Raw genomic sequence first — 12,667 nt, 5'->3', positions numbered from 1 at the left:
GGTCATCGTTGATTCCGGCTGATTCGTATTGCTGTAGCGGGAACGTCTTCGAGCTGCTCGCAGCAGTAATGATCAGTACGGCTGCCTCGCAGCGGACGATTTGGCACGAATGGAAGAACAATTTTAAAGGGGGGGGAGCAAGCAGTGACAATATCTGACGTAGCGGACAGCGGTGTGCGCGCCGAGGGCATGACTGCCGAGGAACGGAAGGTTATCTTCGCCGCCTCGCTTGGCACGGCCTTTGAGTGGTACGATTTTTTCATTTACGGAACGCTCAGCTCGTTTCTCGCCAAATACTTCTTCTCCAATGTGCCGCCGAATGTCGGCTTCATCTTTGCGCTGCTGGCGTTCGCGGCTGGCTTCGTGGTGCGCCCATTCGGCGCGTTGGTTTTTGGTCACTTTGGCGACCTGATCGGACGGAAGTATACGTTCCTGACCACGATGACCCTGATGGGTATCGGCACCTTTTTCATCGGACTGCTGCCGGGCTACGATACCTGGGGCATCGCCGCGCCGACCGTTCTGATCGGATTACGCATGGTGCAGGGCCTTGCGCTTGGAGGCGAGTATGGCGGCGCGGCGACCTATGTCGCTGAGCACGCGCCCATGAACAGGCGCGGCTACTATACTTCCTGGATCCAAACCACCGCGACGCTTGGCCTTTTCTTAGCGTTGCTGCTGATCCTCGGCATCCGATCGTGGTTGGGCGAAGCATCGTTCGGCGATTGGGGCTGGCGTATTCCGTTCCTGCTGTCCGCGATCCTTTTTATGATTTCGATCTGGATCCGATTAAGCTTGAACGAGTCGCCGGTTTTCCAGAAAATGAAGAACGAGGGAAAAACATCAAAGCGGCCGCTCATCGACGCCTTTGCCAATTGGTCCAGTGCCAAGACCGCTATTTTCGCTCTTTTGGGCGAGACCGCGGGCGCAACCGTCGTGTGGTACAGTGGACAGTTCTATGCGCTGTTTTTTCTGACCCAGACTCTCAAGGTGCCTACTGTCATTGCACAGATCATGCTTTTGGTCGCGCTGGCGCTTGGTACGCCTGCCTTCGTCCTGTTTGGCTGGCTATCGGATAGGATCGGCCGCAAGCCGATCGTTCTGGCCGGGCTTCTGCTAGCGGCTGTGACGTACTTTCCGATCTTCAAAGGCATTACACACTTCGCCAACCCTAAACTCGAGGCAGCGCTCAACTCAGCACCCGTGACCGTTATCGCCGATCCGGGCGAGTGCTCGTTCCAGCTAAAAGCGACGGGCACCGAGACGTTCACCACGAGCTGCGATATCGCAAAGTCAGCGCTAGTCAGTCTGTCGGTGAACTACACCAACCAGGACGCAGAGAAAGGGACCCCTACGCAAGTTAAGGTCGGCGACCAGATACTGACCGCGACATCGCCGGATTTTGCCACGGCTTTGCCCGCCGCGATCAAGGCCCATGGCTATCCGACTTCGGCCGATCCGACCGAAATCGACACCTTGATGACGACGGTGTTGCTGTGGATCCTGGTGATCTACGTGACGCTTGTTTACGCCCCAACGGCCGCATGGCTGGTCGAATTGTTCCCAAGCCGTATCCGGTACAGTGGCATGTCGCTGCCTTACCACATCGGTAGCGGCTGGATCGGCGGTTTCCTGCCAGCGACTGTATTCGCCATCGTTGCCGCGACTGGGAATATCTATTCCGGTCTATGGTACCCGGTGGGCGTCGCGACCTTGAGCTTTGTAATCGGCTTCGTTTTTCTGCCGGAAACCAAGGACGTCGATATCACCGAGGCTTGACGCAAATCGGGTTGCGCTGGCGGATGCGATTGCCGGCAACGGCCACTCCATGCGATTGCTTAGTCCAGCCCGACGACATGCTGTCCCGAATGGTGATCGCGAGACGACGCGCTCATCGGCCAACAAATCGATCTTATTTGGCGGGAGGACGAATCAGGCGACTTCGCGGGATGATGGTATCAACCGCGCAAGTTCGTTTACGCCTCATTGGCGCGGTGCAATTTATTTCGGTGCGCCGATCGACAATTTAATGGCGAGCGGTTGCAAAGAGCAGGATTGGAGGGGGTCTGGCAGGTTGTGCGTGGGACGGCCCGACCGAAGTGCAACGACCAATCAAAAGCCAGCAATCACGCTGGGTCACCTCTCAACATCACACAACCTAACCCCGGTTTGGCCACTAGGTCGCAAGCGATGGGTCCGCCTCCTCCAACACGACTGGCCTCCACCAGAAGATACCGATTGGGCCGGTCGGAGCAATGATGAAGAGAACAATGCCCGCGCCGGCACCGTCTGAGCTCAAACGGCACGGCGCGGAAGTCGCAGTGCGCCTCCGCATCTCCGCCTGCTGGGTGTCTTCGGCCCTTACCAGCCAAACAGCAGCATCGCCGATAGTCTGGCGATCAAGACAAGTGATAATCCCGCTGTTAACACAAGTAACTGACCGAAAACGAAGTCGTCCCGATCGATGTCGGGCATCGATAACAGCGCCAGCGTCGTCATAGCACTACAGTCCATCGCCTGTTCTCCTCGCTCCCAGCGCGTCATGATCCGTCATTCGGCATCGCTCCTGCGGCGGTGCGTAACGGTTGGCTGCGAAGTTAGGGGATTTAGGCTGTACGCCAAACGACGTTTAGCCCACGTTTCGAGACATCGAGGGCGTCGATCGATCCGCCGGCCGCGTCCGTGACTTCGACGAATGCTCCCGGCCGGCCTCGGCTAAAATTGCCAACCGATTCAGTTTCGAGCAATTGAGCCAAACCGGCATCGTCCAGGGCAGTGTCAACTCACGCCCTAACACTATTGGGACGGTCGACATCGACCTTGGTAGGGTTACGTGTCCTTCAGCGGTGCTACGAAAGCTCATCTCTGCGCAGAACGTGGCAGGTGGTCGTTCCGTGCGCGAGAATTCTGCCGGCTGCGTCGAGCAGTCTGCCTTCCGCGATGGCCATCTGCCGGCCAATGTATAGCGACTTGCCCTCTCCCCGCACTGCTCCCGTATCGGCGGACATCGGCCTTACGAAGTTTATTTTGTATTCGAGCGTCACAGCGGCAAGATTCGGCTCAAGCGAACTTATGATAGCTGCTGCCATGCAAGTATCGAGCAGAACGGCGGCATAACCTCCATGCACGAATTCCAGGGGACTGTAGTATTTCGTGGTCGGCGTTGCCGATATCACGACGGCGCCAGGCTCGGCTGAATCGAAATTGATGTCGAATAGCTCGAGCATCGGCGCACGCAGGGCGGTACCCTTTATGAGCGCTTTGAAGTACTCAAGCCCGGCTCCGGACGAAACGCGTTTGTTTGGATCCACGTCTTTGCCTGCTTTTATTGGTGATTGATCGTTACGCTTGTCCACCAGCGACCGCGCCCCACTGGGCTGGGGCGGCCGCCGCGGGTCCGTCCAGGAAGATCGTCGCATGGGTCACAAAGAGTTCTGGAAACTGAAAGAGCGACCCGTGCCCGGAATCTGGATAGACAATGAGTTGAGCGTTCGGAATTTTCTGGGAGAGCGTGAACGAATTGATGGTCGGAACCATGATGTCGCTATGGCCGTTCACGACGAGCGTCGGTTGCGTAATGGTCTTAAGTTCCTCGAAGCGTTCCCCGCGAGGTTGACGCCATTCGGTGATAGCCGCCCGCTGCGCCGCCATCGTCTGCGCCGACGTGGACACATCCACATCTTCCTTCCGGGCGTGCCGGCGCGCCCAGAACATCTTTCCCGCCGCTTGACTCATCTGGGACGGGCGAAAAAACAAATAGAGGTACGTCTCGATGGGGCTTTGCCCGGTTTGGGGATCTGTCATAGCGCCGTATTGGGCATATCCGGGATCCTGAGGTGGCTCGCCGGCCCGAGGACCGGTGCCGACGAGAATGAGACGGCGGATAAGTTCGCGATGGCGCATCGCGAGGGTCTGCGCGACATATCCGCCAATGGAGAACCCCAGCAGATCGATCTGTGAAAGTCCGAGTGCCTCGACAAAATCCGCAGCGTGCTCTGCCATGGCGTCAATCGTGTCTGGCGTCTCACCGCTCGATGCGGCTACGCCGGCATTGTCGAACAAAATAACCGGGCGAGTCTTCGCAAAGCCATCTGTGACGGTTGGATCCCAATGATCCATCCCGCCTCGGAAGTGTTGCATGAAAAGAAGTGGCGTACCACTTTCAGACCCGAAACGACGATAAGCGAAGCTCATTCCGTTGACTTCAACGAACTGGGTGGGTGCCGTGGTGTGCCGATAGGTCATGCTTGGTTGGTCCCGTTATTGCGGCGTCTGCGTCAGATCTGGGCTACGCGACAGCCCCGCCGCGCCCCGGAAGCGAGCCTGGCCTGTCGGAGCAACAAAGAGTGGTCACGTCTATCTCCAGCGGGAACGTGAGAGCCCTTGATGGGCTTGGCGTCTCCAATTTCACCCCGGACACAGCGCCAAGGCTACACCGGGGCCACTGCGTTATTAGTTCTCGGTCGGACGCGCAGAAAGGTCTTAAATGCCACCAAATAGGACAACCGGCTGAGGAACGTCTCGACGTCGTTCAATTTGGCCGTCCGCAGTGGGGTGGCGATGGTTGCCTATCTGCGGACGTTGGCCGTGATGAGTGCGGTTTTGCGCTTGATTGTTTGAGGCCGATCACCCGCTCGATGTTGGAATCGATCTCAATACGGCCGCCGATGAGCACGAATTGGAGAACGTTTGCGCCTCGATATGGCCTAACGCCTACCTCCGGGCGAGCTTCCTCGTGCAGCGTTTGCCGGCCTAGCTTGCCGGTTGTCTGAGGTTGAAGGTCGAGCTCCTCATCAGCGATCGGTTCGGCGACATGATCGAGGATCGGCTCGACCTCGCCATGCGGATCGGCGAGATCACAGCTGAAGCGCTTGCATGGCGGACTAGTCTGCGGCGGCGCCGGGCGGGAACTCCGCGGTGCCACGCGGAGGAAGATCATTTGGCGTGGACCACGTTCTCCAACACCTGGAGCCACGAGCTGGGAAGGCCGTGTGCTCGCGCGCCGTCACGGATCATCGTGATGTACCGAAGCGAGGGGCAGCCGTCCGTTTCTTTGCCTTCTGCGACGTACGTCATGGCTCTGACGGTCTGCCCATCCACGTCATGCATCTCAAGCCATGTGGGGCGGTATGCCCTGCCCGGCACTCCTTCGGTAAGGTCTAGTCGAAGCATCTGTCGGTGCGTGATTTTGTAGAGCACACCCCAAACCTCTGAATCCGGGTCCGGACGAATGTTGGCCGGCGCGGATTTGCCCTTGGGTATTCCGTCCAGATTGAATCGCAGACGATATCCCTTCAATCGTCCGGCTCGCCATTCGGTCGGTCTCATACGACGACGCTCGAGGAAGGCCTCGTCATGCATGTTTGATCCGTACGCGAAATACCAGACCGCATCATTACTTCGGCCAGTGAGCCGCAGTCCATGCAAGCGATAGTACCATTTCGATAGTATCCAAGACCGAGCTATCGCCCGCCGCCAGTAAACTCTCATTCTCATGACTGAACCGATAACCGTTCCGCCAACGTAGCGTCATGGGTCGAAGCGCGTAATATCCACAATAACGGTATATGCACGTAGTCGCGCAATATCCAAGACAGGGACACGCATCTAAGCCACCGTCCCGGCGGCGTGCAGCAGCGAAGTGTCCCGCACGCACCTCTTGTCATTGACACACCAGAGCACCCGGCCTACGATACGGGTATCTACCCTTTTTTTGACAGGAACTCAAATTGCGGTACACCAGCGTCCAGGCAAAATCCGTTGCAGTCGCGCCTCGCGGGGTGATTCAAAGAGGCCCCATGGGTCCTTTCGGATCTCCTGCGGGTTCGGATTGGCCGGTGCGGTCCTTTGCGCTGCATTTGGCGGCCAGAACTTGCTAACGGACGCAGATTCCTAAGCTGGACTTTCGGCTGATACGCCGCGGCGCTTACGCGCCCGCCGGGGGACGCGATGGAACTCAGGCAGCTTCGATATTTTCTTGCCTTAGCCCGTAGCCTGAATTTCACCTATGCGGCTGCCGAGGCGCACATAGCACAACCGCCATTCAGCCGGCAGATAAGGAAGCTCGAGGAAGAGCTTGGAACGTCGCTCGTCAATCGCCGATCCCGACAACTGACATTGACTCCCGCCGGTGAATTGGTTCAACGATACGCTTCCGAGATTCTCGCTCGCGTGGACCGTTTGGCGCCGGATGCGCGGCTCCTTGCTCAGACGAGCCAACGGGCGTTCCGAATTGGCTTGGAAACCACAATCCTCTATGGCCGGCTTCCGGAGCTATTGAGAAAGCTTCGGGAAACGAATCCGCACGTGCGGTTCGAATTGCTCGAAATGGCGGCGGAACAGCAAGCGGCTGCCCTCACCGAGGGCCGAATTGAGATAGGGTTTGGCCGCGAGCGTATTTCCGATCCTGCTTTGGCGCAGGTCCTTCTCAGGGAGGAATCGTTCTTCGCCGCGCTTCCGGTCCATCATCCGTTAGCGCATGACGCGCCGGCCCCGCTCTCGCTTCGAGATCTGGCGGACGAGACTTTCATCCTTTGCCCCGCGGGCGCAGCAAGCCACCATTCGAGCACGCCGCGTGGGCTGCTGGCCGACGGCGGTTTTCGCCCAAAGGAGGTCATAGAGGTAGGCGACGTGCAGGTGGCCCTTGGACTCGTCGCCGCCGACTATGGCATCTGTATCGTACCGGCGGTCGTTCAGCGAATGCGCGGCAGCGACGTCTGTTATCGACAGTTGGACGAGCCAGGTTGGACGTCCCCCATTCTCATGACGTGGCTGCAGGGGTACCAACCGACCCTGGTGAGCTCAATCAATGAACTACTTGGCACGATGGTCACGGCGATGCCATGAAGGCGGCCTTCTTCAAGAGCGCCGCGGGGCCCAAGCCGGACCGGCCAAAATGATGCCGGTATGCTTGGCTTCGGCAGCAATTTTGGATTGCTCGCGGCCTCGCGACTTTCAGCTCCGCTGCGACGCTACGACAGGCGGGCTGTGCAATTGTGGAGCCGGCGTCTCCCAGCCGCCGCCCAGCGCCAAGAAAAGGGTTACCTGATCCTGAGCGATCTGCGCCCGAATGGCAGCAAGTGCCGCCTCGGCACTTGCTAGAGTACGCTCGGCGTCTAACGAAGCTAAGGCGCCGAGTCGACCGTCTGTCTGCAGACGATTGGCGTCAGCGACCGCCTTGGCGGCCTCGTCGCGAGCCGCGGCTAGACTCTTCCGCCGCCGCAAATCGTGGCTATAGATATTGAGCGCCACTTCGACGTCGCGCAACGCTCTAAGCACGACACCATCGAAACGGGCGAGCTGGGCCTTCTGCATTGCCGTGGCCGCAGCGATCTTGGCGCGGGGGCCGCTTTGGTTGAGCTGCCACGAGATTCCTGACCCAGCCGCCCAATCGTTGGTCTGGCGGTCCAAGAAGTCACTCGTGAGACCCGCCGAACCAATTGATGCATTGAGAACCACGCGCGGATAAAGCTCAGCAGTCGCAACGCCAATTTCCGCGGTTGAGGCGGCCAACGTACGTTCGGCGGCCCTCACGTCCGGACGGCGCCTTAAGAGCGCGGCACCGTCCCCGACGGGGATCAGTTGGCGTATGGGAGGCGCCGACGCACACTTGCTAAGGCTTTTTTCGAAATTGGCCGGCGGCTTGCCGCTGAGTACCGCCAATCGGTAGAGGGCATTGCGCCGACGCGCCTCGAAGGCGGGAATGCTTGACTCCAGCTGATTCACCAGCGCCTTCGAGCGCGTTATGTCCAGGCTTGAAGCTCGTCCCGCCTCCTGCAGGCGGCGGGAAATTGCGAGACTCTGCTGCTGCAAATCGACGCTTCTGCGCGCGACGGCGAGTTCATCGCCAGCTGTGCAGGCCTCAAGGTAGGCGCGGGTGACGTCGGCCACGACGCTCACACGTATCCAGTCGCGCGCAGCTTCGACGGCTTCGTCGTCAGCTTGAGCCGCTTCAATACCGCGCCTGATGCGTCCGAAGAGGTCTACCTCATAGGATGCCGCCAGACCGATCGTGTAGAGGTTCATATCAGGCAGGATGGCAGTCGAGAGGTATGACTCCGCCGAAGGCAACGCCCGCTCATACCCTCCTTCGAGGCCGAGCTTCGGTTGACCGGCGGCTTTCGCCAGATCAACCATGGCATGACTGCGCTCGAGATTGGCGTCCGCAACCCGCAAGTCCGTGTTTTCCGCAATAGCGTCGGCGATGAGGCGATCGAGATCCGGACTACGGTAGATATGCCACCAGTTCGGCGGCAACTCTCCCTTTTGGACGGCTGGGTTGCCGTGCGCGCCGACGAAAGGCACTTGCGCTCCTGGTGCATCGAATAACGCTCCTGTTGGAAGGTGGTAATCAGGCCCAACCGCGCAACCCGCGGCAGTCGCCATCATGGAGATGGCTGTCGCCTTGGCGAGGCAAGACAGGATGCCTTTCACCACAGCCACGACACCCGGCTCGAATCCGACGCAGCAACGCCAGGGTGAACAACGACGGTGGCCGTACGACCCGCGATCAACGGGAGATCGATGGGTGCCTGATCGATGTGGATGCGAACCGGTATGCGCTGCGCCAGTCGGACCCAATTGAAAGTGGGATTAACATTCGCAAGCAAACCGCTGCTCGGTGTACGCTCACGATCCTCGATCCCAGGCGAGATGCTTTCAACGTGACCCAAGAGGCGGCGGTTGTCGCCCATGAGTTCGATGGTAACGCTGTCGTCAACGTGAATGTTTGCGAGCTTGGTTTCCTCGAAATAGCCGTCAATGTGCAAAGAGGCGGCAGCAACGACGCCGAACGCCGGACGGCCCGCTGTGAGATAGTCACCCGGTCTCAGCATGACATTTGCCGCGACACCATCCACCGGCGCCAGCACGATGGTCCGTTCCAGATTCAACTGCGCGATCTCGCGCGCGGCGGTCGCCTGAGCAAGCGCGGCTCGCGCCTGGCTTACGGTGGCTTCTGCCTGAGCAACGGCACCCTCAAGCTGCGCAATGCGTGAACCTCCCTGCTCGACTGTTTCTGTTGGCACAAGACTGCCGAGCTTCCGATTGCGGGCATCCTCACGGCGGGCTTGCGCCAGCAGGGTCGTTTGGACCTGGACCCCTGCTTCGGCTTGCTGGAGCCCGGCCGTCGCCTGCTGGAGAGCTGCCAAGGTCTGCTGAAGGGCGAGTTCAAAGCGTGGGCGGTCGATGGCAAACAACCGCTGCCCTTTGTGAACCGGCATGTTGTCGACGACATCAACCTCGAACACCAGGCCGGAAACGTCGGGCGCGACGTCCGCCACGTCGACGCGAACGCGGGCATCCCGCGTCCACGGATCAATCTGGTAATAGATCCACAGCCATTTGGAGGCCACCACCCCGATCACGACGAGGACCAACGTCAAGAGTGGACGGGCAAACCGACCACGTAGAGCAGCCGAGCGCATCATCAAATCCTCTCGATCATCTCAGCGAGCGCCGGCGTGATCATTGTCATGACCGCCCACAGAATCATGAACAAGGCGAGATCAACCAGGTGGGGATGCCACACGAGTTGATAGAATCCCACCTTGATAAAGAGGCGCCGGACGATAAGCAGCCCAATGACAGCGAGACAGGCCGTCGCAAGCACCCCGCTGAAAAACACCCCGAAAATGCTGATTTCCGCGATCATTCTGTTACTCGGCTCCCATCATATGCAGGGGCTTGTGGAAACAAGGTTCGCCGGAAGCTCATAACCGCGCTGACCCCGGCGCGACGATCTGCGGAATCCGATAACCGGAGAATTCCCGTCATTGCGGCATCGAGCCGAACGACGATGCCTGTTGGAATAGGCGCGGCGTCGCCACGGGAAAGCTCGTCAAAATGCTTGGCCAGTTCGGCGAGCGCTGCGTCGACGTTCCGGCGTGTCTCGGAGTCAACCGAACCGCTTAGCCGCTGCAACTCGACGACGCTCATACCGAGCCGCAGGTCCCGCAGCGCCTCGGCCAACTCGCCCTCCTCGCTCACTCCGATGCGCGAAAGACGCGGCAGAAGGAGGCCGACGCGATCCAGCATTCGACTGGTCCAAATCACCGGGGTCGGCGACGGCCCCGCGCTCGCCAGAGCCGCGAGCTCTTGCCGGCCAGCACGCAAGATCCGCCGAACCACGTGCTGAACCGGAAGGGCCCGCGCCAAGCCCAACCCTGTCAGAGCAAAGATCGGCCCCAGAACCAAAGGCAAGTAGATGTTCATAAAGTTTGGCAAGGTCGCAACGAAACTTGGTTGCAACCCAAGGCCGCCGGAAAATGCAACCGTCGCCCCGAGTGCCTTTACGTAATGCTTGGGATAGGTGAGCAGGAGACCCAGAACAGTGAGAATCGGAAACAATACTACTGCCAGCATGACGAACCCGTCGATCCTGGGAAGGACCACGAACGAAAAGAACAACGGCAACGGCATCGCAATCAGAAAACCGATCACCATGTCTTTCACAAGCGGCGTCGGATCGTCGGCGGCCGCAAAGAGCGAGCAACATAGCGCAGCCGTCCCTACCGCAAAGGCCGCGCTTTCCCATTGTATCGCGATGCTGAAGGCCGCGACCCAAACCACGGTCAAGGCGGAAACAGCTGCCGACAGAAAGGCGATACCTCTATCGACATGAAGCGCGCGAGGTTTAGCACCCGCAATCAGATGACTCGCCGCGCGGCGCACGCGCGCGTTGGACGCGCGAATGGCCGCATTGAGCACCATACATTCCTGCCAGATCGTCACAAGCTCGGTCAGGTGACCCATCAGACTTGCGGCTACCGTTTCCCTCCAGTTGGACGCTGGCCCAAGCTGCGGCGCAATTGCCTTGATCTCTCGAGCAACCAGTCCTTGCGCTTCGACGCCCGCTTCATCGGCCGTCGTCACCCAGGCGGCAATTCGGGTTGTCAGAGCAGCCAAGTCCGGAGTTCCCGCGCCGCGAACGACAGCCAATCGGTCCTCGACCGCGGTGACCAGCGGCAACAGGGCGACCAGCCGTTCCTCAAGCGCCCAAAGCGCGCGCTGCCGAAACCGTGAGAAAGCTCCTTCGAAGCGCCAATCGGACGCCAACAAGTTGACCTCGGTCAGTTGGACCGCGATATCCCATGGTGGCGCAACAGGTACTGGCGAGCGAAGCCCCTCGCTAATCCGCGATCGCGCTCGCCCGATGACGTCGTCCAGCTTCTGGGTCATCACGGACGCAACGCTCTGGGGAAAAAGAAGGCTCTGGACCAGCGCGGGAGCAAGGACACCGATCATGATCTCCTGCGCACGCGTTGCGGCAACATCGAAGATCCCTTCCGGATGCGCCGCCGCCGGCAAGCCGATCAGCGCAACAGTATAGCCGGCGAGCATGAAGGTGTATGATCGCGGTGTCCGGTCGAGGACTCCGGCGAACACGCAGAGCCCAATCCAGCCCGCCAAGGCGAGAATCATCAATTCCGGCGAATTCGCGAGATTGGGAATCAACACGATCGACGCGACCATGCCGACGAGCGTCCCCGCGACGCGGTAGAACGCCTTCGCCCAGATTGCGCCGACGAGCGCTCTGGGAGGCTGAGCGAGATAGACCGTGGCCATTGCCCACCAGGGATTTGGCAGATCCAGTGCGAACGCGACAAAGAGAGCCAGAATAACGGCAAGGTATCCGCTGAGAGCGGAGAGCAACGCCCGATGGGTCGGCCAGGTCAGCATGCCGTACCGCCCCTGCTCCGCATTCGAGCGGCAGAGACAGCCTCGGGTCGACAAGCGGTCCGGCGACGTACTTCCTTCCTCAAGCCCCGATCGGCGACGCAACCCGCGACACGATTTTGTCCGGAGTAGCAACTCGTCCACGCTGACCGAGCACTTGGCTTTGACCGAGGCAATCGTTCAGCGAATGGCATCATCACGAATAGTCGTTCAGCGGTGGGCAATACGAAGGCAGCCCCGCTCCCGTTCAGCATCTTTGCGGGAAGAGGTGAACTATTTGCAGGCTCACATTTTGACGCCACGAAATGCTGTGTCCCGCTTTTTGGCTTCGAAACTGCGATGAAAACTCCGGCAAGTAGCGTCCATTCATTGTGGCGGTCGCACCGAGTGTGCATCGCCGTCGCGCGGATTGCTGCTTGCAGACGTACTGCTACTGTCGAAACCGCGCGACGGTCCAAGACCGTTTGGGTGGGGTACTCAACCTTTGAGGTATCAAATGCCGCGAAAACCCCCGCTTGCGCATCGCACTTTTCGAGCTGGGGACGACGAAATTGCGCGTCGTCCATTACGGGTGTATACATGTAATCATGAAATTCCCCTGCTATTGCACTACCGCCCGCAGCGCTGCGCGCAGGATCACGGCGCTATATGATGAGACGCTCGCCCCGACGGGAGTTAACGTCGCTCAGTTCGCCCTCCTGAAGGTCCTGGAACAGCAGGGTCAAATTGCCCTGACACAGCTCGGCGACCTCCTTGAACTTGATCGCTCTACGATCGGCCGCAATGTTCGCGTGATGGAGAAGATGAGTTTGCTTGTGCTCAAGAAGGGCGTAGATCAGCGCGTGACCACGGCTGACCTTACGAAGAAGGGCCGGCGAATTTGCAACGTTGGCACCCTGCTCTGGGATAATGCGCAGTCGCGAGTAAACCAGAAGCTCGGCCAGGAAAAAGCTTTCGAACTGCGCGCTTTGCTCAGCGCGCTTTAGAGACA

At 59.5% G+C, this 12,667-nt stretch carries 11 protein-coding genes; 3 read left to right on the top strand and 8 right to left on the bottom strand.

Translation table 11 applies throughout. From position 1 onward, the window contains the following. Positions 1-189 precede the first annotated feature (189 nt). Positions 190-1,779, top strand: coding sequence for an MFS transporter (locus tag ACVIGB_RS44485; protein ID WP_456725276.1), 1,590 nt, complete (start codon positions 190-192; stop codon positions 1,777-1,779). Positions 1,780-2,361: 582 nt separating this feature from the next. Here ACVIGB_RS44485 and ACVIGB_RS44480 read toward each other — a convergent pair. The 4 genes from ACVIGB_RS44480 to ACVIGB_RS44465 all read right to left on the bottom strand — a co-directional run bounded on the left by ACVIGB_RS44480 (position 2,362) and on the right by ACVIGB_RS44465 (position 5,490). Beyond that, positions 2,362-2,544, bottom strand: coding sequence for a hypothetical protein (locus ACVIGB_RS44480; protein WP_456724535.1), 183 nt, complete (start codon positions 2,542-2,544; stop codon positions 2,362-2,364). A 305-nt stretch (positions 2,545-2,849) separates the two neighbouring features. Beyond that, positions 2,850-3,356 carry a PaaI family thioesterase gene (locus ACVIGB_RS44475; RefSeq protein ID WP_456724536.1) on the bottom strand — a complete coding sequence of 169 codons (507 nt, stop codon included), beginning with the start codon at positions 3,354-3,356 and terminating at the stop codon, positions 2,850-2,852. Further along, the gene (locus tag ACVIGB_RS44470; RefSeq protein ID WP_456724537.1) at positions 3,343-4,245 is read right to left on the bottom strand and encodes an alpha/beta fold hydrolase; all 903 of its coding nucleotides are present in this window, start codon (positions 4,243-4,245) and stop codon (positions 3,343-3,345) included. Before ACVIGB_RS44470 ends, ACVIGB_RS44475 begins: the two co-directional genes overlap by 14 nt. Positions 4,246-4,935: 690 nt before the next feature. After that, positions 4,936-5,490, bottom strand: a complete 555-nt coding sequence (locus tag ACVIGB_RS44465) for a gamma-glutamylcyclotransferase family protein (RefSeq protein WP_456749332.1) — start codon at positions 5,488-5,490, stop codon at positions 4,936-4,938. Positions 5,491-5,949: 459 nt separating this feature from the next. Here ACVIGB_RS44465 and ACVIGB_RS44460 point away from each other — a divergent pair, with 459 nt between their 5' ends. Further along, positions 5,950-6,846: a LysR family transcriptional regulator gene (locus tag ACVIGB_RS44460; RefSeq protein ID WP_456724539.1), complete on the top strand. Its 897-nt coding sequence runs from the start codon at positions 5,950-5,952 to the stop codon at positions 6,844-6,846. Positions 6,847-6,954: 108 nt separating this feature from the next. Here the strand turns inward: ACVIGB_RS44460 and ACVIGB_RS44455 are convergent, their stop codons facing one another. Genes ACVIGB_RS44455 through ACVIGB_RS44440 form a run of 4 tightly spaced genes read right to left on the bottom strand, consistent with a single transcriptional unit; the run spans position 6,955 to position 11,679 of the window. Continuing rightward, positions 6,955-8,385 carry an efflux transporter outer membrane subunit gene (locus ACVIGB_RS44455; RefSeq protein WP_456749408.1) on the bottom strand — a complete coding sequence of 477 codons (1,431 nt, stop codon included), beginning with the start codon at positions 8,383-8,385 and terminating at the stop codon, positions 6,955-6,957. A gap of 44 nt (positions 8,386-8,429) precedes the next feature. Then, positions 8,430-9,428 (bottom strand): efflux RND transporter periplasmic adaptor subunit, encoded by a 999-nt coding sequence (locus ACVIGB_RS44450; RefSeq protein WP_456724541.1) that lies wholly within the window; start codon positions 9,426-9,428, stop codon positions 8,430-8,432. Continuing rightward, positions 9,428-9,652, bottom strand: coding sequence for a DUF1656 domain-containing protein (locus tag ACVIGB_RS44445; protein WP_456724542.1), 225 nt, complete (start codon positions 9,650-9,652; stop codon positions 9,428-9,430). The genes ACVIGB_RS44450 and ACVIGB_RS44445 overlap by 1 nt, the downstream gene beginning before the upstream one ends. After that, positions 9,649-11,679 carry an FUSC family protein gene (locus ACVIGB_RS44440; RefSeq protein ID WP_456724543.1) on the bottom strand — a complete coding sequence of 677 codons (2,031 nt, stop codon included), beginning with the start codon at positions 11,677-11,679 and terminating at the stop codon, positions 9,649-9,651. Before ACVIGB_RS44440 ends, ACVIGB_RS44445 begins: the two co-directional genes overlap by 4 nt. Positions 11,680-12,191: 512 nt before the next feature. Here ACVIGB_RS44440 and ACVIGB_RS44435 point away from each other — a divergent pair. Next, positions 12,192-12,662, top strand: coding sequence for a MarR family winged helix-turn-helix transcriptional regulator (locus tag ACVIGB_RS44435; protein WP_456724544.1), 471 nt, complete (start codon positions 12,192-12,194; stop codon positions 12,660-12,662). Positions 12,663-12,667 lie beyond the last annotated feature (5 nt).

Source organism: Bradyrhizobium sp. USDA 4341 (genome assembly GCF_054063755.1).
This window is presented reverse-complemented; position numbering and strand designations above follow the sequence as displayed.